Raw genomic sequence first — 23,384 nt, forward strand, 5'->3', positions numbered from 1 at the left:
TGGGGCTGCTGCGCAGCCCGGCGGGGATAAATCCCCTCGCCACAGAAATCCTCTCGCCCCGTCGCCCCCGAACCCCGGGATCAACCCGCCCGGCGCAGCAGCCAGAGTCCGGCCAACGCACACACGCCCGCCGGCACCAGCACCGCGAACAGTGGCGAGAAACCGAACACCAGGCTCGAAGGCCCCAGCAGATCCTGGGCAATGCGGAAGGTGAAGCCCACCAGCACACCGGTAAACACCCGCTGGCCGAGGGTGACCGAGCGCAAAGGCCCAAAGATGAAGGAGATGGCCATCAGCACCAGGGCGGCGGTGACCAGCGGTTGCAAGACCTTGACCCAGAAAGCCAGCCAGTAGCGGCCGTTGTTCAGGCCCTGGTCGGCCAGGTAGTGGATATACCCCCACAGGCCGGTAATCGACAGGGACTCCGGCGCCATGACCACCGTGCTCAGCAGCTGCGGGCTGATCGCCACGTCCCAACGCTCCTGCGGAGTCGCGACCACTTCGGTGTTCCTTTCGTGGAACAGGGTGGTGGTGACATCGCTCAACTGCCAGTGATCCTCGACAAACTGGGCGCGCTTGGCAAAGCTCGACGACAGCATGTGGCGTTGTTCGTCGAAGCGATACCGGGTCACGCCATAGAGGATGCCGTTGGGCTGGACCGAGTTGATGTGGATGAACTCATCGCCCTGGCGGTGCCACAGGCCATGTTTGGCGCTTTGTGCGTCGCCACCACCCTGGGCCAGGGAACGGTTGGCCTGGGCGGTGTTCTCGGTGGCCGGAGCGACGTATTCGCCAATCAGGACGCCGACCAGCATCAGCACCAGCATCGGTTTCATCACCGCCCAGACGATCCGACCGACGGAAACCCCGGCAGCCCGCATGATGGTCAGTTCGCTGTTGCTGGCCAGGCTGCCCAGGCCGATCAGGCAACCGATCAGCGCCGCCATCGGCAGCATGTCATACAGACGCCTTGGCGCGGTCAGCAGCACGTAGCTCGCCACGTCCGCCAGGGTGTAGGTATCGCTGACGTCGCTCATTTCATCGATGAAGGCGAACAGCGTCGCCAGGCCAAGGATGATCCCCAGCACCGCGAGGATCGCCATGAACACGCTGCTGCCGATGTAGCGATCGAGTTTAACCACGGGCCACCTCCTGCGCGCTGCGGCGGCTCGCCAGTTTCAGGCGCAGCGGCTCCCAGTAGAGCAGCCCCAGGCCGATGGCCAGGAAAATCGAATGCACCCACCACAGGCCCAATGCCGGCGGGATCTTGCCTTTTTCCAGAGAGCCGCGGGCGGTAATGAGGAGGGTCAGGTACGCCATATACAGAAGAATCGCCGGGAGCAGCTTGAGGAAACGGCCCTGGCGCGGGTTGACCCGGGCCAGCGGGACGGCCATGAGGGTCACGATGAACACCAGCAGCGGCAGCGACAGGCGCCATTGCAGCTCGGTGCGCGCACGGATGTCATTGCTGCCCAGCAGGCTGGCGGTAGGCATCGCGTCGCGATCGGTGACTTCCTCGCTGGCCTCCGGCTTGGGCAGCAGCACGCCGTAGGTGTCGTACTTGATGGCCCGGTAGTCGGCCTGCCCCGGCTTGCCGTCGTAGCGATAGCCGTTTTCGAGGATCAGGTAGCGGTTGCCGTCGGGATTGATTTCCTGGCGTCCCTTCTCGGCCACCAGCACGGAGATACCGCGATCCTTCTGGCTGTTGGACGACAGGTTCTTTTGCGTGATGAAGACGCCGCCGAGGTTGACCCGGTCATCCGAAAGCTGTTCGGTGTAGGTGACGCGCGTACCGTCGCGCAGCGCCTGGAAGCGCCCCGGCACCAGAGTGTCGAATTCGGTCAGGGCGTCTTGCTGGTTGATCAGCAACTGGAACTGGTTGGCCCCCTGGGGCGCCAGGCTCAGGCTCAGCCAGGCCACCACCAGCGCCACCAATGCAGCCGGGAACAGGGTAATGCGAAACAGACGCTGCTGGCTCATGCCGGTGGCCGACAGGACCGTCATTTCGCTGTCCAGGTACAGGCGACCATAGGCCAGCAGGATGCCAAGGAACAGGCCCAGCGGCAGGATCAGTTGCAGGAAGCCTGGCAGGCGGAAACCCATGATCAGGAACAGCGAGCCCGGATCCAGCGCGCCGGAAGCCGCCTGGGCGAGGTATTTGATGAAACGCCCGCTCATGATGATGACCAGCAGCACGGCACTGACCGCGCTCAGGGTCAGCAGGACTTCGCGGGATAGATATCGAAAGACGATCAAACCAGACACTCCAGGATTGTCAGGCTAGGGGGCCAAACAAGCAATCGAGCCACTCGCCATCGCGAGCCGCCGAAAAAAGAGCCGCATTATCCTGTGATTGGAGGCGCCTGTCACTTCGCACGCTTTAAACCGGTGGCTGAAGCCGCAAAGATAGCTGCCCCAAGGGTTGTCAGCTTCGGGGCCCGGGGTTCAAACTGCGGCCTTTGTCGCCGGCGCGATACCGTGACTGCTTCATTCGAGACTTGTGGTCGGCGCCCGACATCTTGACCATTCATTCAGGGATCCGGACATGGAACTGGTTGTAAAAAGCGTTAGCCCAGAAACGTTGAAAACCGCCACCCTGGTGGTTGCCGTCGGCGAAGCCCGCAAGCTCGGCGTCGTCGCCTCCCAGCTCGACGCCCTGTGCGGCGGCGCCATCAGCGCCGTGCTCAAGCGCGGCGACCTTGCCGGCAAGGTCGGCCAGAGCCTGTTGCTGCACAACCTGCCCAACCTCAAGGCCGAGCGCGTGCTGCTGGTCGGCGTGGGCAAGGATGCCGAACTGGGCGACCGTCCGTTTCGCAAGATCATCGCCGGGGTGCTGGGCACCCTCAAGAGCCTGGGTGGCAGCGATGCCGCGCTGGCACTGGACGAGTTGGTGGTCAAGGACCGCGACAGCTACGGCAAGACCCGCCTGCTGGCCGAAACCCTGGTGGATGGCGAATACCAGTTCGACCGGTTCAAGAGCCAGAAGGCCGAACCCCGCGCCCTGAAAAAAATCACCTTGCTGACCATCAAGGCCGCCCAGGCCGAAGTCCAGCGCGCCGTGACCCACGCCACCGCCATCGCCAACGGCATGGCTTTCACCCGCGACCTGGGCAACCTGCCGCCGAACATCTGCCACCCGACGTTCCTCGGCGAGCAGGCCAAGGCCCTGGGCAAGCAATTCAAGGGCCTGAAGGTCGAGGTTTTCGACGAGAAGAAAATCAAGGACCTGGGCATGGGCTCCTTCTATTCCGTCGGCCAGGGCAGCGCCCAGCCGCCACGCCTGATCGTCATGCAGTACAACGGCGGCAGGAAGTCCGAGAAGCCCTACGCGCTGGTCGGCAAGGGCATTACCTTCGACACCGGTGGCATCAGCCTCAAGCCCGGTGCCGGCATGGATGAAATGAAATACGACATGGGCGGCGCCGCTAGCGTGTTCGGCACCCTGCGTGCCGTGCTCGAACTGCAACTGCCAATCAACCTGGTGTGCATCCTGGCCTGCGCCGAGAACATGCCCAGCGGCACGGCCTCGCGCCCGGGCGATATCGTCACGACGATGAGCGGCCAGACCGTGGAAATCCTCAACACCGACGCCGAAGGCCGCCTGGTGCTGTGCGATGCCCTCACCTACTCCGAACGCTTCAAGCCGCAAGCGGTGATCGACATCGCGACCCTGACCGGTGCTTGCGTCGTCGCCCTCGGCGCCCACACCTCGGGCCTACTGGGCAATAGCGACGAACTGATCGGCCAACTGCTCAGCGCCGGCCGGCAAGCCGACGACCGCGCCTGGCAATTGCCGCTGTTCGACGAGTACCAGGAACAGCTGGACAGCCCGTTTGCCGATATCGCCAACATCGGCGGCCCGAAAGCCGGGACCATCACGGCAGCGTGCTTCCTGTCGCGCTTCACCAAGAACCTGAACTGGGCGCACCTGGACATCGCCGGTACGGCATGGACCAGTGGCGGCAAGGATAAAGGCGCCACCGGTCGTCCGGTCCCACTGCTGACCCAGTACCTGCTGGACCGCGCCAAGGCCTGACACCAATGACTGCCGATGGCATCGTCTGCGGACGGTGTCACCGGCGGCTCAGGAACCGCAATGACCAAAGTCGATTTCTACATCCTGCCCAGCGCCGATCCGTCGGCCCGACTGGATTTCGCTTGCAAGCTCACCGAAAAAGCCTGGCGCATGGGTCACCGCATCTACCTGCATTGCAGCGATGCCGCCCAGCGCGAAGCGCTTGATGCGCGCCTGTGGGCCTTCAAGGGCGAAAGCTTCGTGCCCCATGGCCCGGCCGAAAGCGAACCCGAAGGGCTGATCGTGCTGGGACTGGGGGATGACTGCGGCCCACACCAGGACCTGCTGGTCAATCTCGACCTGAAAGTACCGGCCTTTGCCTCACGCTTCGCCCGGGTGGCGGAAGTGGTGGTGGAGGATCCGGCCATCCGGCAAGCCGCGCGGGAGAGTTTCCGTTTCTACCGCGAACAGGGCTATCCTCTGCAAGACCACCGTTTACAGCGACTCTGAGCCTACGATGGATACTCCAAAACCACCGCAAAAGCCTCCACACCTGCTGGATGACCTTGAGTCGATCCGCCAGTTGCTCGGCGACGATACCCTGCAACCGCCATTGCTGACCGACACGGTCGTGCATGAGCCCGTGCATGAAGAACAGATCCCCCTGCTGTTCGAACCGATTTCCGGCCAGCCCGAGCCCAAGCCGGCGCCCAAGGCCGACCCCAAGGGCCCCGACGCGCTGCTGCACCTGGACAGCGAGTTGCGCGCCGCCGCGCAGTTGATCATGCAGGACGTGATCGACGACTTCGCCCCGCACATCGAGACCGAGATCAAGCGCCGGCTGGATGCCAGGATGGAGCGGCTGCTCGCCGCAGCTACGAGCGGCAAGCTTTAAGCTGCAAGCAAAAAGCCAAAGCCAAAGCCAAAGCCAAAGCCAAAGCCAAAGCCAAAGCCAAAGCCAGGCTGCCTTATCTTGCGGCTTGTAGCTGGTAGCTTGCCGCTGCCCGCAGGGCTATACTTCCCGGCTTTTCCTGAATAAATGCCAATAGGGTCCCGCCGCGCATGGATAAGACCTACCAGCCGCACGCCATTGAAACTTCCTGGTACAACACCTGGGAGTCCGAGAATTATTTCGCTCCGCAAGGCGCGGGCGATTCCTACACCATCATGATCCCGCCGCCGAACGTCACCGGCAGCCTGCACATGGGCCACGGCTTCAATAACGCGATCATGGACGCCCTGATCCGTTTCCGTCGCATGCAGGGTCGCAACACCCTGTGGCAGCCGGGCACCGACCACGCTGGTATCGCCACGCAAATGCTGGTGGAGCGCCGCCTCGAAGCCCAGGGCCAGAACCGCCACGACCTGGGTCGCGAGAAATTCCTCGAGAAAGTCTGGGAATGGAAAGACGAGTCCGGTGGCAACATCAGTCGTCAGATCCGTCGCCTCGGCTCGTCCGTGGACTGGAGCCGCGAACGCTTCACCATGGACGACGGCCTCTCGGAAGCGGTGAAGGAAGCTTTCGTGCGCCTGCATGAAGACGGCCTGATCTATCGCGGCAAGCGCCTGGTCAACTGGGACACCAAGCTGCACACCGCCATTTCCGACCTCGAAGTGGAAAACCACGACGAGAAAGGTTTCCTGTGGAACCTGAAATATCCATTGGCCGACGGCGCCAAGACCGCCGAAGGCAAGGACTACCTGATCGTCGCCACCACCCGCCCGGAAACCATGCTGGGCGACTCGGCCGTGGCGGTGAACCCGAACGACGAGCGCTACAAGGCGCTGATCGGCCAGTTCGTGGAGCTGCCGCTCGTTGGTCGTCGCATTCCGATCATCGGTGACGATTACTGCGACCCCGAATTCGGCACCGGCTGCGTGAAAATCACCCCGGCCCACGATTTCAACGACTACGAAGTCGGCAAGCGCCATAACCTGCCGCTGCTGAACATCTTCGACAAAAATGCCAACGTCTTGCCCGCAGCCCAGGTGTTCAACCTCGACGGCACCCTGAACGAAGGCGTCGACGGCCAGATCCCGGCCGAATACGCTGGTCTGGACCGCTTCGAAGCGCGCAAGCAGATCGTCGCCGCGTTCGACGCCGCCGGCCTGTTGGTCAGCGTCGACGACCATGCCCTGAAGGTGCCGAAAGGCGACCGTTCCGGCACCGTCATCGAGCCGTGGCTGACCGACCAGTGGTACGTCTCCACCAAGCCCCTGGCCGAGCCGGCGATTGCCGCCGTGGAAGACGGCCGCATCCAGTTCGTGCCCAAGCAATACGAAAACATGTACTTCTCGTGGATGCGCGACATCCAGGACTGGTGCATCAGCCGCCAGCTGTGGTGGGGCCATCGCATCCCGGCCTGGTACGACGAGTCAGGCAAGGTCTATGTCGGTCGCGATGAGGCCGAAGTCCGCGCCAAGCACAACCTCGGCCCGGACGTTGCGCTGCAACAGGACAACGACGTCCTCGACACCTGGTTCAGCTCGGGCCTGTGGACCTTCTCGACCCTGGGCTGGCCGCAGCAGACCGAGTTCCTGAAGACTTTCCACTCCACCGACGTGCTGGTCACCGGTTTCGACATCATTTTCTTCTGGGTCGCCCGGATGATCATGATGACCATGCACTTGATGAAGAACCCCGACGGCACGCCGCAGGTTCCGTTCAAGACCGTCTACGTCCATGGCCTGGTACGCGATGGCCAGGGCCAGAAGATGTCCAAGTCCAAGGGCAACGTCCTCGACCCCCTGGACATCATCGATGGCATCGACCTGGAAACCCTTGTGCAGAAACGCACTTCCGGGCTGATGCAGCCAAAACTGGCGAAGAAGATCGAGAAGGCTACCCGCGAAGAGTTCGCCGAGGGCATCGCCAGCTACGGCACCGACGCCCTGCGCTTCACCTTCTGCTCGCTGGCGTCCACCGGTCGCGACATCAAGTTCGACATGGGCCGCGTCGAAGGCTACCGCAACTTCTGCAACAAGATCTGGAACGCCGCGCGCTACGTGCTGGACAAGGGTGAAGACTGCGGCCAGAACGGCGAAACCTACGAGCTGACCCTGGCAGACCGCTGGATCATCTCGCAGCTGCAACGTACCGAAGCCGAAGTGACCCGCCAGCTGGACCAGTTCCGCTTCGACCTGGCCGCACAGGCCTTGTACGAGTTCATCTGGAACCAGTATTGCGACTGGTACCTGGAACTGTCCAAGCCCGTGCTGTGGGACGAAAATGCACCGGCCGAACGCCAGCGCGGCACCCGTCGCACTTTGGTGCGCGTGCTGGAAGTGGCGTTGCGCCTGGCACATCCGTTCATGCCGTTCATCACCGAGGAAATCTGGCAGCGCATCGCGCCGCTGGCAGGCGCCCAAGGCAAGACGATCATGCTGCAACCGTGGCCGGTGGCCAATGAAAGCCGCATCGATCCGGCAGCCGAAGACGACATCGAATGGCTCAAGACCTTCATGCTCGGCCTGCGCAACATCCGCGCCGAGATGAACATCGGCCCGGGCAAGCCGCTGACCCTGTTCCTGAAGAACGCCAGCGCCGAAGACCTGCGCCGCCTCAACGAAAACGAAGCGCTGCTCAAGAAGCTGGCGAAGCTCGAATCGGTGACGGTCCTGGCAGCCGGCGAAGAAGCGCCGTTGTCGGCCACCGCCCTGGTGGGCGAGATGGAAGTACTGGTGCCGATGGCCGGCCTGATCGACAAGGCTGCCGAACTGGCGCGCCTGGACAAGGAAATCCTGCGCCTCAAGGGCGAAGTGCAGCGCGTGGGCGGCAAGCTGTCCAACGCCGGCTTCGTCGACAAGGCCCCGGCCGACGTCATCGAGAAGGAACGGGCCAAACTGGCCGAGGCGGAACAGGCCTTGGGCAAGCTGGCCGAGCAGCATGCGCGGATTGCCAGTCTGTAACGGCAAGCTGCGATGAACGAAGGAGGCCCCGGTGGCCTCCTTTTTTCTGCCCGCCGTTTCCTCCAAACGCTGAACAAACCTTGTGGGAGCGAGCCTGCTCGCGATGACGGCAGTAAATTCGCCACAGATGCAGCCTGACCCACCGCTATCGCGAGCAGGCTCGCCCCCACATTTAATCGGCGCGCGCCTCAAGACCGCATCGGATGTGGGACAATGCCCGCCACTTTTTGAGCCAGCCCCGAATCGACCCGCCCATGACCGCGCCCCGCCCCCCCAGACCCGCACGCCAGAAGCCCAAGCCCGCCGCCGAAGCCAAGGCCGCCGTGCCCCGTGAAAAAGCCAGCCTGCACCCACGCAATCGCCACCAGGGCCGTTACGATTTCCCGGCATTGATCAAGGGCACGCCGGAACTGGCCAGGTTCGTGATCATCAATCCCTATGGCAAGGAAAGCATCGACTTCGCCAGCCCTGAAGCCGTGCGGGTGTTCAACCGGGCGCTGCTCAAATCCTTTTATGGCATTGCCCACTGGGACATTCCGGCCGACTACCTGTGCCCTCCGGTGCCGGGGCGTGCGGACTACATGCACTTCCTCGCCGACCTGCTCGCCAGCCATAACGAAGGGGAAGTCCCTCGGGGCGCGGCAGTGAAGGTGCTGGACGTCGGCACCGGCGCCAACTGCGTGTATCCGTTGATCGGCTACAGCGACTACCGCTGGCACTTCCTGGGCTCGGAGATCGACCCGACGGCCATCGCCTCGGCCAAGACCATTGTCCAGGCGAATGGGTTGGCCAAGGCTATCCAACTGCGCCAGCAAACCAATCGCAAGCAGATCCTGCTGGGCCTGCTCGACGAAGCCGAGCGGTTCGACCTGACGATGTGCAATCCGCCATTCCATGCGTCCCTGGAGGAGGCCACCCGAGGCAGCCAGCGTAAATGGCGCTCCCTGGGCAAGGCCGATCCGAAACGCAAGTTGCCGGTCCTGAATTTCGGCGGTCAGGCCGCCGAGTTGTGGTGCGAAGGTGGAGAGGTCCGCTTCGTGACCCAACTGATCGGTGAAAGCGCGCAGTTGGCCCGACAGGTCCTGTGGTTCAGCACCCTGGTGTCGAAGGCTTCGAACCTGCCGGCGATTCAGGCCGCCCTGAAGAAGGCCGGCGCGGTGCACAGCGAGGTGGTGGAGATGTCCCAGGGACAAAAGCAGAGCCGCTTCGTGGCCTGGACCTTCCACACCGAGGCACAACAGCAGGCCTGGCGCCAGGCGCGGTGGGTTCGCAAGGACTGAATGCCTGCATTGCGTCAGCCACTTTCTTCAGGACAACAAAAAACCGTGCCCGGACTGCTCCGCTGCACGGTTTTTTTTAAAGCGTCTTACTTGGCGTTGATCGAATCAACCAGGCCTTTGGCCGGAACCAGCTTGACGACTTTCTTTGCAGCGATTTCGATGGCAGCGCCAGTCGAAGGGTTGCGACCGGTACGGGCAGGACGCTCGGTGACTTTCAGCTTGCCGATACCTGGCAAGGTGATTTCGCCGCCGCTTTCCAGCTGGTCGGCAACGATTTGGCCCAACTGGTCCAGAGCGTTACGCGCGGTGGTTTTCGGCGCGTCGATAGCTTCAGCGATGTCAGCGATCAGTTGGTCTTTAGTAAGAGCCATGTAGTGTTCCTTCCCTATCAAATTCATATGGATTGCAGAGTGCAGTGTCAGCCATCGAGCCCGATCTCTTCGGATCGGACACCCTCGGTCATCACCACGACGGGTCGGGGTAATAGATGCCGAAATCCGGGTTTGGTTCGACCTGACAAAATGCTGAATGCCTGCTTAACGCAGTGCCTTCGCGTAAGACCGGGCAAAACTAGCACAACCCCTGTGAAATATCCGCCCTTAGCTACCCATTTGGTCAGCTTTATTGCGCTAAATCGGTAAAAAAATGCTTATGGGCTGTCGGACGGCTCCGAAATCCCCTTCGCAACGCTTCAAAACCAGTGATTGCGGTACACTGGGCGCTTTTCGGGGGAGCGCGCCCTCCTCTCTTTCATCAGCCGAGAAGCCCATGCCGATCCGTCATTGCATCGTCCACCTGATCGACAAAAAACCCGACGGCACCCCTGCTGTGCTCCATGCTCGGGACTCTGAACTGGCAGAGTCCACGGCCATCGAAAACATGCTTGCCGATCTCAACGAGAGCTACAACGCCAAACAAGGCAAGGCCTGGGGGTTTTTCCATGCCGAGTCCGGTGCACACCCGTTCAGCGGCTGGCTGAAGGAATACCTGGACGGCGGCAAGGATTTCACGGCGTTCAGTCGCGTGGCCGTGGAACACCTGCAAAAGCTGATGGAAGAGTCCAACCTGTCGGTGGGCGGCCATGTACTGTTCGCCCATTATCAACAGGGCATGACCGACTACCTGGCCATCGCCCTGCTGCACCACAGCGAAGGCGTGGCGGTTACCGATGAGCTGGACGTCACCCCGTCCCGCCATCTCGACCTGGGCCAGTTGCACCTGGCGGCCCGGATCAACGTGTCGGAATGGCAGAACAATAAGCAGTCCAAGCAATATATTTCCTTCATCAAGGGCAAGAACGGCAAAAAGGTCTCGGAGTACTTCCGCGACTTCATCGGCTGCCAGGAAGGTGTCGACGGCCCCGGTGAAACCCGCACGCTGCTCAAGGCCTTCAGCGACTTCGTCGAAAGCGAAGACCTGCCCGAAGACGATGCCCGGGAAAAGACCAAGACGCTGGTGGATTACGCCAGCAGCCAGGCCAAGCTCGGCGAACCCATGGGCCTGGAAGAACTGTCCGAACTGATCGACGAGGATCGCCCGAAGGCGTTCTACGATCACATCCGCAACAAGGACTACGGCCTGTCGCCGGAAATCCCGGCGGATAAACGCACCCTCAACCAGTTCCGCCGCTTCACTGGTCGCGCCGAAGGTCTGTCCATCAGCTTCGAGGCGCACCTGCTGGGTTCCAAGATCGAATATGACGAAGAAGCCGGCACGTTGATCATCAAGGGATTGCCGACGTCCCTGACTGACCAGCTCAAGCGGCGCAATTGATGCTCGGCGGGGTCCTGAGGAAGTTTCTGCTGATTCTGCTGGTGGTCGTGGCGTACCAGAACTGGGGCAAGATCGAGCGGTTGTTCAACCCCTCGCAGATGGTCTCGCAGCAGATCCGCAGCCATGCCCAGGTTACGCTGTACGCCACCGACTGGTGCGGCTACTGCAAGGCAACACGACGCTTCCTGGATGAAAAAGGCGTGCCGTATCGCGAGTTCGATATCGAGAAAGACCCCGAAGCGCGCAAGGCCTATGAGGCGCTGGGCGATCGGGGAATTCCGATCCTGGACGTGAATGGCACGTTGATTCGTGGGTATGAACCGCAAAGGATTCTCAAGGCATTGTCTGCAACATAGCGCCACATCAGCGGCGGACCGCGATCCCGGGAACGTCGCAAATCCAGCGTGGGAGCGAGCCTGCTCGCGATGAGGGCATTCCGGTCACAATTTGCACTGACTGTCACACCGCTATCGCGAGCAGGCTCGCTCCCACAGGTCTTGGGTGGCTTAGCAAGCCTCGATACGAAACCCGAACCGCGGGAAGTGCACATGCACCACCCCGCCGCGCTCGTCTTCACGGCGCAGGATCAGTTCTTCGCGCCCGGCAAACAGCAACGCTCCCGCCACCGGATCGACACCATAGTCAGTCGCAGCGATGGTCACCTGCTGCCCTTTCGCAAACCCGCTCGACTCATCGAATGGTTCATCCGGCAACGCGGCCGGCGTAGCGTTGCGGGCCACTTCCAAGGCCTCTTCGGAACTCATCGCGCTCGACGCGCCATGACCGAAAGCCAACACCCGCGTCAGCCAGGCCGAGACAGCCGGGTAGGCATCCACCAATGGCGAGGTCACCGGTGTGCCCTTGAGAAACCACAGCGGGTGAGCCATGGCGAAGTCGGCAATCGAGGGCTCCCCCAACAGGAAGTCGCCTTCTTCGCGCTGTAACTGCTGCTCAAGGCGCGCCATGATCGTCGGCCACTGGTGCTTGGCCTGCTCGGTAGCCAAACGCGTGGCGGTGCCACCACTGAACAGCCCGGCGCGGTCCGCGATGAACGCCTTGATCGCCTCAGGCGACAACTTGGCGAAACGCGCGGCCATCGACTCGGGCTGGAACACCAGGCTCACCCCATGCTGGAACACCACCGAATCGGCCCAGGCCGCGAAGGATGCCGCGATCATTTCCCGGCCTTCGGGAAACAGCGCCGGCGTGGCCTTTTCCTGCTCCAGTCGCCGAGCGATCAGGGCCGTGTCGCAATAGATGTCCGCGCCGATCTGCAACACCGGCGTCTTGCGGTAGCCGCCTGTCAACGCCGTCAGGTCGGGTTTGGGCATCATTGGCGGGATGTTGACCGAGCGCCAGGACAAGCCTTTGAAACCGAGCAGCAGACGGGCTTTTTCAGCAAAGGGAGACGTCGGGTAATGATGAAGAATCAGCTCTGACATGAGATTTGCCAATGCAGGAAGGAGGTCCGCAAGCTTAGCGTGCCACGGCCACACAGCCTACCCACCTGATGAGGGCTCATCAGTGAGATGGATGATGCGGCGCCACACTCGCCACCAGGCATTCCTTGGCGCTTTTGCGCAGCTTTTTGATCAGCCGCTCCTGGCGCAGGGCTTCGCCCTTGTCACGGCAGGCTTCGGTATAGACCAGTGCCACCGCCGGGCTGGAGAGAAAGAAACGTGCGCCCTTGCCGCTCTGGTGCTTGGCGAAACGGCGCACCGGATCGTCGCTGATGCCACAGTACAACGCGCCGTTGGCGGCCCGCACCAGGTAGACGAACCAGGGCTTGCCCGGTTCGGCCGTGGCCTCCACAGGCAGGTCGGAAGTGTTGTTGGCAGTCGTCACGAAATGTTCAACAGACGCGTAGGAAGTAGGTCGCGATCTTATCAGCGACTGGCCTGGAACGCCCGAAGCCCTTTGAGGGCCTGGGCCCTGACCGCGTTGCGCACCAGCGGCGTCCAGCCCAGCAGCAGGCCCTTGGCACCCAAGGCCTGACGGGACCAGCGCCACAGATCGAAGCTGTCATGATGCTCGCAGATCTTGCCATCGCGAAACACGAAGCGCGCCTGGATGTCATTGACCACGACATTACCGGTCTGGCTGAACAGGTAAGTCGCCACCCAATGCGCGCCCCCGGAACGCTCATCGCTGCGCACGTTATCGAAGGTCAGGGAAAAGTCCTTGGCGCGGGTGGTGAGCATGCGCCACATATCACCGGCATCACGCCCGCGCAGCTCGCCGAACGCCGGGTCGCTGAAGACCACGTCGTCGGTATAGCAGGCGCTCATGGCGTCGGCATCCAGGCGCTGGAAGGCCTGATAGAACCGGTTGATCAGGGCGGTATGGGCATCACTCATGGACGAACTCCGAAAAACATTTCAGTAGACTCGCCACAATAATCTGCCACTGGCGAGAACACTATCGTCATTCGCCATGAAAATAACATCAGCGAAGATCGGTGATTTTCTCGCTGCTGACGCCGACGTACAACGCCCGCCCCGCGCCGATCCCGGCGATGATCGCGCCCAGGCCGACCAAGCCGAAAATCCAGCCCAGGGCTTGCCATCCACCGGTCCAGTCATGCACCACGCCCACTGCGAACGGCCCCAGGGACGCCAGGGTATAACCGAAGCCCTGGGCCATGCTGGAGAGGTTCGCGGCCACATGGGCGTCTCGCGAACGCAGTACGATCAGCGTCAGCGCCAGGCTGAACGTCGCCCCCTGCCCCAGCCCCAGCAGAATCGCCCAGCCCCACAAACCGTCGAGAGGCGCGTAGAGGCAGCCGAACAGCCCGCCGAGAGTCATGACCATGACAATCACGATGGCCGGGCGCTGATCCCTGCCGCGGGTCGCCAGCCAGGGCGCCGCCAGGGAGCTGATCAACTGCACGATGACCGAACCCGACAACACCAGGCCGGCCTGGGTCGGGGTCAGGCCACGACCGATAAGGATCGATGGCAGCCAGCCGAACACGATGTAGGCCAGGGACGATTGCAGCCCCATATATAGCGTCACCTGCCAGGCCAGTGGATCGCGCAACAACCCGCGAACCCGATACGCCGCCTGGTGGCCGCCATGTTTCTGACCGGTTTGCGGCAGCCAGAACACGACCGCCAGCAATGCCGGAATCGCCCAGAACCCGAGCCCCAGGGCCCAGCTATGGTTCAGTTGTTCGCTCAATGGCACCGTTGCCCCGGCGGCCATTGCCGCGCCCAGGCACAACGCCATGGTGTAGACCCCGGTCATGGTACCGGCCTGCCGGGCGAAGTCACGCTTGACGATGCCCGGCAACAGCACCCCGATCACACCGATGCTCGCACCGGCCAGGATGCTGCCGGCAAACAGGCCAACCTGGCCGAACGAACTGCGCAGCACAATCCCGCCGGCAAGCGTCAGCAAGATTCCCAGCACCACGCGCTCGGCGCCAAAACGCCGAGCCAGCACCGGCGCCAGTGGCGCGAACAGGCCAAGACACAGCACCGGCAGCGTGGTCAGCAAACCGGCCTGGGCGGCCGACAGGCCGAGGCTTTTCGAAACCTCGCTGAGCAACGGCGCCATGCTCGACAGCGCCGGACGCAGGTTCAATGCGACCAGGATCAACCCCAGCAGCAACAGCCAGGGCCGGCGCAGCAGCGGATGAGCCTGCTGGGCCTGTTCGTCGTCGGCCTCGGCGTCGATCAACAATTCTTCGAGCTCGGCGCCGCGCTTGGGCGTCTTCGAGGCGGTAGGGTCAAGCAGATCACGGGACATGGAAAACTCGGACTCAGGGTTCATTGATCAACTGTCGACAAAGGGCCTTGGCCCGCTGCGGATCTTGCTGTTCGACGGCTTCGAGGATTTCGGCGTGCAGGTCGAATACGTGTTGATGACGCGGGGCAATGTTGAGGCTTTGGCGCAGTTGCGCAGCGATCACGCTGGAAAAGTAGCGATACAACTCACTGAGCGCCGGGTTGTGCGCGGCGTCTACCAAGCGGCGATGGAACACCAGGTCGCAGGCGATGTACTGCTCCAGATCGCCATGATAATGCGCGCCACTGGCCTGCAACGCCTGGTGCAAGGCTTGCAGGTCTTCGTCGGTACGCCGCATCGCCGCCAGGCCGATGGCCTCGACTTCCAGGATATGCCGGGTTTCCCGAGCCTGTGCCAGCGTACAGCGGGACAACACCTTGAAGGTGTCCAGTGGATCGACCACCGCCCGTACATAACTGCCGTCACCCTGGCGGACCTCGATGAGGCCGGAAAATGCCAGTACACGCATGGCTTCGCGCACGGTATTACGACTGATACCCAGCTCGGCCACCAGTTCCGGCTCGGTGGGCAATCGCCGCCCCACCGGCCATACGCCATCACTGATGCGCCGACGCATCTGATCCAGCGCCTGATCGACCAAGGATCGACGGATGAGTGGAGAAGTTTCTGTCATAGAGAGCACCTTTTCATCCAATCATAGGATGAATTTTCTGACATGTTAGTCAGCTTCATGTAGGACAGCAACCGCCTACGGTCAGTGAGGGGGAAAACAAAGCAAAATTTCCGATTGGCAAAATTACCCTTTCAGGGTAAATCTAGAAGCAGAGGCCCACGGTTTCTTATGGAAAAGAACACACCTCATTACGCGTTGGCGGTGATACAGGCGGATGTCAGGCAGCTCAGGGGAAATGCGTTTACCAGCACCGCAAAAAACAATGCGTGGGTGCTCGGCCTTACGCTCTCGGATATGCAGGAAGTCATTTGCGGACTCCAGCGAAAGCAGTTCTATAAATCGATGACCGCCCATGACGATCATCGAGTCTGGCACGACGTCTATCACGCCAAAACACACGGTCTGGAGATTTACATCAAGGTGACCTACCGTCCGAGCGGAGGCCCACCGGTAATCTCCTTCAAGGAGAAAAACGTATGACAACCCAGCAATGTTTCAGCTGTGGTGCCCCGGAGGGCATGTTGCATTTCGAAGGTCGCGGCGAAACCTTGAGCGTCAAGGGACTGGAGCGCCGGGTCGATGACCTGTCGGGTTGGGAATGCCGGATGTGCGGGGAAGTCGAGCTCGATGCCGACTGCGCGGAGCGCCATGCAAAGGCGGGGGATGCACTGGTCAACGCCGCCAGGCAGATGATCGGAGAGGAAATGAAACGCATCCGCCGCAAGCTGCATCTGTCGCAGAAGGACGCCGTATCGCTTTTGTCAGGCGGAGGGCATAACGCGATGTCCCGCTACGAGCGCGGCGAGGTATTGCCGCCAAAACCATTGATGCTGCTGATGCGCCTGCTTGACCTCTATCCCCATTTGCTCGCAGATGCACGAACCCTGGCGGAAGGCGCCGACTTGCGGCAATTCAAGACCACTGTGCACAAGGAGCATGAAATCCTCACGGACTCCTGAGTATCGCCACACAAAAAATAAACCCGGAGCACAGTCCGGGTTCATTTCATTACCTGGCGTCGATCAATGCAGGATCTGGCTCAGGAACAGCTTGGTGCGGTCGTTCTGCGGGTTGTCGAAGAAGTCGTTCGGCGCCGCCTGTTCGACGATTTCACCCTTGTCCATGAAGATCACGCGATTGGCCACGGTGCGGGCGAAGCCCATTTCGTGGGTTACGCACAACATGGTCATGCCGTCTTCGGCCAGGCCGATCATGGTGTCGAGTACTTCCTTCACCATTTCCGGGTCGAGCGCGGAGGTCGGCTCGTCGAACAGCATGATTTTCGGTTTCATGCACAGGGCGCGAGCGATGGCCACACGCTGCTGTTGACCGCCGGAGAGCTGGCCCGGGTACTTGTGCGCCTGCTCTGGAATGCGCACGCGCTCCAGGTAGTGCATGGCGATTTCCTCGGCCTTGCGCTTGGGCATCTTGCGCACCCACATTGGCGCCAGGGTGCAGTTCTGCAGGATGGTCAGGTGCGGGAACAGGTTGAAGTGCTGGAACACCATGCCGACTTCACGGCGGATCGCTTCGATCTGCTTGAGGTCGTTGGTCAGTTCCACGCCATCGACCACGATGCGGCCTTGCTGGTGCTCTTCCAATCGGTTGAGGCAACGGATGGTGGTGGACTTGCCGGAGCCCGACGGGCCGCACAGTACGATACGCTCGCCCTGCTTGACGTTCAGATTGATGTCTTTCAACACGTGGAACTGGCCGTACCACTTGTTGACGCCCTGCATCTGAATAATGCCTTCAGGGCTCACAGGCTGTTTGATTGCTTCGCTCATTACAAAACTCCTAACGCTTGTGGCCTGTGTCGAGCTTGCGTTCCAGGTACATGGAATAGCGCGACATACCAAAACAGAAAATCCAGAACACCAGGGCGGCGAACACATAGCCTTCGGTGGCCATGCCCAGCCATTTCGGGTCGGCGGCAGCTTGTTTCACGCTGTTGAGCAGGTCGAACAGGCCGATGATGATCACCAGGCTCGTGTCCTTGAACAACGCAATGAAGGTGTTGACGATACCGGGGATCACCAGCTTCAGGGCTTGCGGCAGAATCACCAGGCCCATGCTGCGCCAGTAGCCCAGGCCCATCGCCGCAGCCGCTTCGTATTGCCCCTTTGGAATCGCTTGCAGGCCGCCGCGCACCACTTCGGCCACATAGGCCGACTGGAACAGGATGACCCCGATCAGCGCCCGCAGCAGCTTGTCGAAGTTCATGCCTTCAGGCAGGAACAGCGGCAGCATCACCGACGACATGAACAGTACCGTGATCAACGGCACGCCACGCCAGAACTCGATGAAAGTCACGCAGACCACGCGGATCGCCGGCATGTCCGACCGCCGGCCCAGGGCCAGCACGATACCCAGCGGCAGCGCGCCGGCGATACCGACGGTGGCGATCACCAGGGTCAGCATCAGGCCGCCCCATTGACTGGTCGCTACGTTTTTCAGGCCGAAGACGCCGCCGTGCAGCAGGATGTAGGCAATGATCGGGTACAGAACGAGAAAGCCCAGACCGTAGATCGCCTTGCGCGGGAAGCGCGAGATGAACAGCGGCGCCGCGCCGAGCACTGCCAGCCACACGGTCAGGTCTACGCGCCAGCGCAGGTCTGTCGGGTAGTAGCCGTACATGAACTGACCGAAACGTTGCTGGATGAACACCCAGCAGGCGCCTTCCTTGGTGCAGTCGGCGCGGGTAGTACCCACCCAGTTCGCATCCAGGATCGTCCAGTGCAGCAGCGGCGGGATAATCAGGTAGATCAGGTAGAACGCAAACAGGGTCAGCAGCGTGTTGATCCAGCTGGAGAACATGTTGGCGCGTATCCACGCCACCACGCCGATGCTGCTGCCCGGCGGGGGCATGTCGGGTTTGAAAGTATGGGATGTCATGCGCGTTTCCTCACCGCTCGATCAGCGCTATGCGCTTGTTGTACCAGTTCATCAGCAAGGAAATGCTGATACTGATTGCCAGGTACACACTCATGGTGATCGCGATCACCTCGATGGCCTGACCGGTCTGGTTCAACACCGTGCCGGCGAACAGCGACACCATCTCCGGATAACCGATACCGGCCGCCAGGGAGGAGTTTTTCGCCAGGTTCAGGTATTGGCTGGTCAGCGGCGGAATGATTACGCGCAGAGCCTGCGGAATGATCACCTTGCGCAGGGTCGGACCGTTGCGCAGACCCAGGGAGCGGGCCGCCTCGGTCTGGCCGTGGCTGACCGACTTGATGCCCGAGCGCACGATCTCGGCGATGAACGCTGCCGTGTACACGGTCAAGGCCAGGGTCAACGCCAGAAACTCCGGGATCAATACCCAGCCACCGACGAAGTTGAACCCGGCCAGTTTTGGCATTTCCCAACGCACCGGCGAATCGAAAAACAAGACGCACAATGCCGGGATCGCCAGGAGCAGCGCCAGGCCCAGCCAGAACTTGTGAAACGGCTCGCCAGTTGCTTCGAAACGCTTGTTCGCCCAGCGGGTCATCAGCACGGTAGCAACGACTGCCAGAACCACACTGACCACGAACGGCCAGAACCCGTCGGCAATCTGCGCGGCCGGCATGTTCAGGCCCCGGCTGCTGACATAGAAAGTGTCGCTGAAGTTATAGGCGGCCCGCGGCCCTGGCATGGTCAGGAAGACGGCGAAGTACCAGAACAGGATCTGCAGCAGCGGCGGGATGTTACGGAAAACCTCCACGTAAACGGTCGCCAGCTTGGAGATGATCCAGTTCTGCGACAAGCGTGCGACACCGATGATGAAGCCGAGGATCGTCGCCAGGATCACCCCGATGAAGGTCACCAGCAACGTGTTGAGCAAACCGATGACAAACACACGGGCATAGCTGTCCGCTTCGGTGTAGTCGATCAGGTGTTGAGCGATGCCGAACCCGGCACTGCGTTCCAGGAAGTCGAAACCGGACGTGATGCCCCGGTGCTGGAGGTTGGTCTGTGTGTTGTCGAACAGAAACCAGCCCAGCGCGATAACCGCCACGACGGTGACGATCTGAAATACCCACGCACGCACTTTTGGATCGCTGAGGCCGAGCCTCTGCTTTGGTGCGCCGATTGAATTTTGCATGAAGTGCCCCGCAAAGAATGGAACAGAACATCACCCGGTGGTTGGCCCACCGGGTGACAGAACCATCAGCGCACTGGTGGTGCGTATTGGATGCCGCCAGCGTTCCACAGCGCATTCAGGCCGCGGTCGATTTCCAGCGGGGTGCCCTTGCCGAGGTTGCGCTCGAACATTTCGCCGTAGTTGCCGACTTGCTTGACGATCTGCACGACCCAGTCTTTCGGCAGTTTCAGGTCCTTGCCGTATTCACCGTCAGCGCCGAGCATACGAGCGACATCCGGGTTCTTGGTGGACTTGGCTTCGGCCTCGACGTTCTTCGAGGTCACGCCGGCTTCTTCAGCGTTGAGCATTGCGTAGCCAGTCCAACGCACGATCGCCAGCCACTCATCGTCGCCATTGCGAACGACCGGGCCCAGTGGTTCCTTGGAAATGGTTTCCGGCAGAACCACGAAGTCTTTCGGCGAAGCCAGTTTGCTGCGCTGGGCGAACAGCTGGGATTTGTCGGAGGTCAGTACGTCGCAACGACCGGATTCCAGCGACTTGGCGCTCTCATCGGAGGTGTCGAACGTGATCGGGGTGTACTTCAGGCCGTTGGCGCGGAAGTAGTCGGAAACGTTCAGTTCGGTGGTGGTACCGGCCTGGATGCAGATGGTTGCACCGTCCAGTTCCTTGGCACTCTTGACACCCAGCTTATTGTTTACCAGGAAACCGATGCCGTCGTAGTAGGTGATGAAGCCCGGAAACTTCAAGCCCATGCCCGCATCACGGGAACTGGTCATGGTGGTGTTGCGCGAGAGCACATCGATTTCGCCGGACTGCAGCGCGGTGAAGCGCTCCTTGGCGTTCAACTGGCTGAACTTGACCTTGGACGCATCGCCAAATACCGCAGCGGCAACGGCACGGCAGACGTCAGCATCGATACCGACGATCTTGCCGGTCGAATCAGGCACCGAGAAACCCGGCAAGCCATCACTTACGCCGCACTGTACAAAACCTTTCTTCTGCACTGCGTCCAGGGTGGCACCCGCCTGCGCGAACCCGCTGACGCCGAGGACAGCTGCTGCAGTCACGACAGCCAGGGTGGATTTCAGTAACTTCATTCAAACCTCCAGTTTTGCTCTTGTTGTGTCGGAGCTTGAGTCCTGTCGCACCCTTTTGGGGCATTGCCGACCCTTGTTGGCTTTTTTTAGGGTCAACCGACGTTTGGACCTTCGCTATGAGTCTATTAATGAGGACGGTGCACTATCGGCGGCCATACCCACTTCTCACCAATCGGCCGAACGGGCTGTAGCCCTTCACGTTCGCGAAGCCCGTAGCGGCTATTGGCGAACATCCATCACCGGATTTCCGATATCCCATGCGTCGCGTCGAGCTGATAGTGTTACCGCGCAGCGTGAGATTCATCACTCGGGTATCCTCATAGCAAAGCCCGTACCAGACCGCCGCGATGGGCCCTTGAGAATTACGTCAAGACAAAAAGTTGTAATTTTGCGACATCTAATTAACTGAGGCACCGGGCGTGCACCGTTATCACGCACTGATTGGGCGCACCCGCACAAATTTGGAGCACAGCCATGACCGACCCCCTGATTCTCGAGCCCAACAACGCCGCGGATGCGTGTGTTATCTGGCTTCACGGCCTGGGCGCCGATCGTTACGACTTCCTGCCGGTAGCTGAAATCCTGCAGCAAAGCCTGCACTCCACACGTTTCGTTCTACCCCAGGCACCGACCCAGCCAGTAACGATCAACGGCGGCTACGCCATGCCCAGTTGGTATGACATCCGTGCCTTGAGCCCGGCGCGGGCCATCGACGAACAGCAACTGGAAGTGTCGGCCAAACGGGTCATGGACCTGATCGAAAGCCAGCGAGCCGGCGGAATAGACGCTTCGCGGATTTTCCTGGCCGGCTTTTCCCAAGGCGGCGCGGTGATCTATCACACGGCTTTCGTGAAGTGGCAGGGGCCGTTGGGGGGCGTGATCGCGCTGTCCACCTATGCGCCGACATTCGGTGACGAACTGCAATTATCCGCCAGCCAGCAACGCATTCCGGTCCTGGCGCTGCACGGGCAATACGACGAGGTGGTGCTCAACCCCATGGGCCGGACTGCAAAAGAGTATTTAAAGCAGCATGGTGTCACCGTGACATGGCAGGAATACCCAATGGGCCACGAAGTGTTACCCGAGGAGATTCGCGACATCGGTACCTGGCTGGCCGAACGGTTACGCTGAATCGCCGCCAAGCCTTTGACGAACACACTACGCCGCGCCCGTTTCTTGCATTACACTGGCCGGCGTACATTCCTTAACCAATCGATGAGATGACCGTGCTCAAAGCACTCAAGAAGATGTTCGGTAAGAGCGAGGCCGAGCAGCTCGCGCCTGGCCCCAGTGCCCCTGCCCAAGGCCCGAGCCGTACCGAAGCGCCACAACAATCGCGCCACCCCGCCCCTGTTGCGCAGACGATAAAAGAGCCGGTGAGCTCCCCTGCCGCCGCTCCTGCGCCGGACAAACCGCGCAATGAAGCCCCCAAGCCGCGCCGCGAACGTGCACCAAAACCGCCGGTCGTCGCCTGGAAGCTCGAGGACTTCGTCGTGGAGCCCCAGGAAGGCAAGACCCGCTTCCACGATTTCAAGCTCGCCCCGGAACTGATGCACGCCATCCAGGACCTGGGTTTCCCGTATTGCACGCCGATCCAGGCCCAGGTGCTGGGTTACACCCTGGCCGGCAAGGACGCCATCGGTCGCGCCCAGACGGGCACCGGCAAGACCGCCGCGTTCCTGATCTCCATCATCACCCAGCTGCTGCAGACACCACCGCCCAAAGAGCGTTACATGGGCGAGCCGAGGGCGCTGATCATCGCGCCGACCCGCGAGCTGGTGGTGCAGATCGCCAAGGACGCCGCCGACCTGACCAAATACACCGGCCTGAATGTCATGACGTTCGTCGGCGGAATGGACTTCGACAAGCAGCTCAAGCACCTCGAAGCCCGTCATTGCGACATCCTGGTGGCAACGCCTGGCCGCCTGCTGGACTTCAACCAGCGCGGCGACGTGCACCTGGACATGGTCGAGGTCATGGTGCTGGACGAAGCCGACCGCATGCTCGACATGGGCTTCATCCCGCAAGTGCGCCAGATCATTCGCCAGACGCCGCCAAAAAGCGAACGCCAGACCCTGCTGTTCTCCGCCACCTTCACCGAGGACGTGATGAACCTGGCCCGGCAATGGACCACCGACCCGGCCGTCGTCGAGATCGAAGCCGAGAACGTCGCCAGTGAAAACGTCGAACAGCATATCTATGCCGTAGCCGGTGCAGACAAGTACAAGCTGCTCTACAACCTGGTCAACGACAACGGTTGGGAACGGGTCATGGTGTTCGCCAACCGCAAGGACGAAGTGCGGCGCATCGAAGAACGCCTGGTGCGCGACGGCGTCAATGCAGCCCAGCTGTCAGGTGATGTGCCCCAGCACAAGCGCATCAAGACGCTCGAAGGCTTTCGCGAAGGCAAGATCCGCGTGCTGGTGGCGACCGACGTGGCCGGTCGCGGCATCCACATCGACGGCATCAGCCATGTGATCAACTTCACCCTGCCGGAAGTGCCGGACGACTACGTGCACCGCATCGGTCGTACCGGTCGGGCGGGCGCCGAGGGCGTGTCCATCAGCTTCGCCGGCGAGGACGACTCCTATCAGTTGCCGTCCATCGAGGCGCTGCTGGGCCGCAAGATCAGTTGCGAAATGCCGCCGACGCATCTGCTGCGGCCGGTCGAACGTAAACGTCCCTGACAGTCGCCCCCCCCTCAGAAAGCGCAGCCTCGACGGCTGCGCTTTTTTTTGCCCGGGATATTGCTGAATAGGGTTCGACCGACGAGATGCTGATCGACGCCGAACAACATCCC

Annotated in this window: 23 protein-coding genes; 11 read left to right on the forward strand and 12 right to left on the reverse strand. The window is 61.4% G+C overall.

The features are described from left to right. Positions 1-80 precede the first annotated feature (80 nt). Together lptG and lptF are read right to left on the reverse strand one after the other, a co-directional pair. Positions 81-1,142 carry an LPS export ABC transporter permease LptG gene (gene lptG / locus LOY35_RS22745; protein WP_258627478.1) on the reverse strand — a complete coding sequence of 354 codons (1,062 nt, stop codon included), beginning with the start codon at positions 1,140-1,142 and terminating at the stop codon, positions 81-83. Continuing rightward, on the reverse strand, positions 1,135-2,256 hold the full coding sequence (lptF, locus tag LOY35_RS22750) for an LPS export ABC transporter permease LptF (protein ID WP_258627480.1): 1,122 nt from the start codon (positions 2,254-2,256) through the stop codon (positions 1,135-1,137). Before lptF ends, lptG begins: the two co-directional genes overlap by 8 nt. A 289-nt stretch (positions 2,257-2,545) precedes the next feature. Between lptF and LOY35_RS22755 the strand changes: the two genes are divergently transcribed. The 5 genes from LOY35_RS22755 to rlmF all read left to right on the forward strand — a co-directional run bounded on the left by LOY35_RS22755 (position 2,546) and on the right by rlmF (position 9,204). Continuing rightward, positions 2,546-4,036 carry a leucyl aminopeptidase gene (locus LOY35_RS22755; protein ID WP_258627482.1) on the forward strand — a complete coding sequence of 497 codons (1,491 nt, stop codon included), beginning with the start codon at positions 2,546-2,548 and terminating at the stop codon, positions 4,034-4,036. A gap of 60 nt (positions 4,037-4,096) precedes the next feature. Beyond that, a complete protein-coding gene (locus LOY35_RS22760; RefSeq protein ID WP_258627485.1) occupies positions 4,097-4,525 on the forward strand; it encodes a DNA polymerase III subunit chi in 429 nt (142 codons plus the stop codon). A gap of 7 nt (positions 4,526-4,532) precedes the next feature. Beyond that, positions 4,533-4,910 (forward strand): DNA polymerase III subunit chi, encoded by a 378-nt coding sequence (locus LOY35_RS22765; RefSeq protein WP_258627488.1) that lies wholly within the window; start codon positions 4,533-4,535, stop codon positions 4,908-4,910. Between the two features lie 167 nt (positions 4,911-5,077). Next, positions 5,078-7,924, forward strand: coding sequence for a valine--tRNA ligase (locus LOY35_RS22770; protein WP_258627490.1), 2,847 nt, complete (start codon positions 5,078-5,080; stop codon positions 7,922-7,924). A 254-nt stretch (positions 7,925-8,178) separates the two neighbouring features. Continuing rightward, positions 8,179-9,204 (forward strand): 23S rRNA (adenine(1618)-N(6))-methyltransferase RlmF, encoded by a 1,026-nt coding sequence (rlmF, locus tag LOY35_RS22775; protein ID WP_258627491.1) that lies wholly within the window; start codon positions 8,179-8,181, stop codon positions 9,202-9,204. Between the two features lie 86 nt (positions 9,205-9,290). On the opposite strand, the gene LOY35_RS22780 is transcribed toward rlmF, so the two are convergent. Then, complete coding sequence (locus LOY35_RS22780) at positions 9,291-9,575, reverse strand: HU family DNA-binding protein (RefSeq protein WP_024777638.1); 285 nt, start codon at positions 9,573-9,575, stop codon at positions 9,291-9,293. 397 nt (positions 9,576-9,972) lie between these two features. On the opposite strand from LOY35_RS22780, the gene yejK reads away from it, so the two are divergent. Next, entirely contained in the window at positions 9,973-10,977 is a 1,005-nt protein-coding gene (gene yejK / locus LOY35_RS22785; protein WP_014340016.1) for a nucleoid-associated protein YejK, read from the forward strand. Beyond that, positions 10,977-11,333 (forward strand): glutaredoxin family protein, encoded by a 357-nt coding sequence (locus LOY35_RS22790; protein WP_258627492.1) that lies wholly within the window; start codon positions 10,977-10,979, stop codon positions 11,331-11,333. Before yejK ends, LOY35_RS22790 begins: the two co-directional genes overlap by 1 nt. 150 nt (positions 11,334-11,483) lie before the next feature. Here the strand turns inward: LOY35_RS22790 and LOY35_RS22795 are convergent, their stop codons facing one another. The 5 genes from LOY35_RS22795 to LOY35_RS22815 form a co-directional block, all read right to left on the reverse strand. Beyond that, positions 11,484-12,419, reverse strand: coding sequence for a glutathione S-transferase family protein (locus tag LOY35_RS22795; protein ID WP_258627493.1), 936 nt, complete (start codon positions 12,417-12,419; stop codon positions 11,484-11,486). A gap of 79 nt (positions 12,420-12,498) precedes the next feature. Further along, positions 12,499-12,822, reverse strand: coding sequence for a GIY-YIG nuclease family protein (locus tag LOY35_RS22800; protein WP_258627494.1), 324 nt, complete (start codon positions 12,820-12,822; stop codon positions 12,499-12,501). 41 nt (positions 12,823-12,863) lie between these two features. Continuing rightward, complete coding sequence (locus LOY35_RS22805; protein WP_258627495.1) at positions 12,864-13,334, reverse strand: nuclear transport factor 2 family protein; 471 nt, start codon at positions 13,332-13,334, stop codon at positions 12,864-12,866. A gap of 88 nt (positions 13,335-13,422) precedes the next feature. Further along, positions 13,423-14,751 (reverse strand): CynX/NimT family MFS transporter, encoded by a 1,329-nt coding sequence (locus tag LOY35_RS22810; RefSeq protein ID WP_408981167.1) that lies wholly within the window; start codon positions 14,749-14,751, stop codon positions 13,423-13,425. Next, the gene (locus tag LOY35_RS22815; RefSeq protein ID WP_258627497.1) at positions 14,741-15,400 is read right to left on the reverse strand and encodes a FadR/GntR family transcriptional regulator; all 660 of its coding nucleotides are present in this window, start codon (positions 15,398-15,400) and stop codon (positions 14,741-14,743) included. The genes LOY35_RS22810 and LOY35_RS22815 overlap by 11 nt, the downstream gene beginning before the upstream one ends. Positions 15,401-15,568: 168 nt before the next feature. Between LOY35_RS22815 and LOY35_RS22820 the strand changes: the two genes are divergently transcribed. Continuing rightward, positions 15,569-15,880: a type II toxin-antitoxin system MqsR family toxin gene (locus LOY35_RS22820; protein WP_258627498.1), complete on the forward strand. Its 312-nt coding sequence runs from the start codon at positions 15,569-15,571 to the stop codon at positions 15,878-15,880. Next, entirely contained in the window at positions 15,877-16,359 is a 483-nt protein-coding gene (locus LOY35_RS22825; protein ID WP_258627499.1) for a type II TA system antitoxin MqsA family protein, read from the forward strand. Before LOY35_RS22820 ends, LOY35_RS22825 begins: the two co-directional genes overlap by 4 nt. 63 nt (positions 16,360-16,422) lie before the next feature. Here LOY35_RS22825 and LOY35_RS22830 read toward each other — a convergent pair whose 3' ends face one another. The 4 genes from LOY35_RS22830 to LOY35_RS22845 all read right to left on the reverse strand — a co-directional run bounded on the left by LOY35_RS22830 (position 16,423) and on the right by LOY35_RS22845 (position 20,584). Further along, complete coding sequence (locus tag LOY35_RS22830; RefSeq protein ID WP_003178331.1) at positions 16,423-17,187, reverse strand: amino acid ABC transporter ATP-binding protein; 765 nt, start codon at positions 17,185-17,187, stop codon at positions 16,423-16,425. 10 nt (positions 17,188-17,197) lie between these two features. Beyond that, a complete protein-coding gene (locus tag LOY35_RS22835; RefSeq protein ID WP_258627500.1) occupies positions 17,198-18,295 on the reverse strand; it encodes an amino acid ABC transporter permease in 1,098 nt (365 codons plus the stop codon). Between the two features lie 10 nt (positions 18,296-18,305). Next, the gene (locus LOY35_RS22840; protein WP_258627501.1) at positions 18,306-19,487 is read right to left on the reverse strand and encodes an amino acid ABC transporter permease; all 1,182 of its coding nucleotides are present in this window, start codon (positions 19,485-19,487) and stop codon (positions 18,306-18,308) included. 65 nt (positions 19,488-19,552) lie between these two features. Beyond that, positions 19,553-20,584 carry an amino acid ABC transporter substrate-binding protein gene (locus LOY35_RS22845; RefSeq protein WP_258627504.1) on the reverse strand — a complete coding sequence of 344 codons (1,032 nt, stop codon included), beginning with the start codon at positions 20,582-20,584 and terminating at the stop codon, positions 19,553-19,555. Positions 20,585-21,058: 474 nt separating this feature from the next. On the opposite strand from LOY35_RS22845, the gene LOY35_RS22850 reads away from it, so the two are divergent. Both LOY35_RS22850 and rhlB read left to right on the forward strand, forming a co-directional pair. Then, positions 21,059-21,715 (forward strand): alpha/beta hydrolase, encoded by a 657-nt coding sequence (locus LOY35_RS22850; RefSeq protein WP_258627506.1) that lies wholly within the window; start codon positions 21,059-21,061, stop codon positions 21,713-21,715. 89 nt (positions 21,716-21,804) lie between these two features. Further along, positions 21,805-23,271 carry an ATP-dependent RNA helicase RhlB gene (gene rhlB, locus LOY35_RS22855; RefSeq protein WP_258627508.1) on the forward strand — a complete coding sequence of 489 codons (1,467 nt, stop codon included), beginning with the start codon at positions 21,805-21,807 and terminating at the stop codon, positions 23,269-23,271. Positions 23,272-23,384: the final 113 nt, after the last annotated feature.

It is taken from the genome of Pseudomonas sp. B21-028, from assembly GCF_024749045.1.
GTDB lineage: Bacteria > Pseudomonadota > Gammaproteobacteria > Pseudomonadales > Pseudomonadaceae > Aquipseudomonas.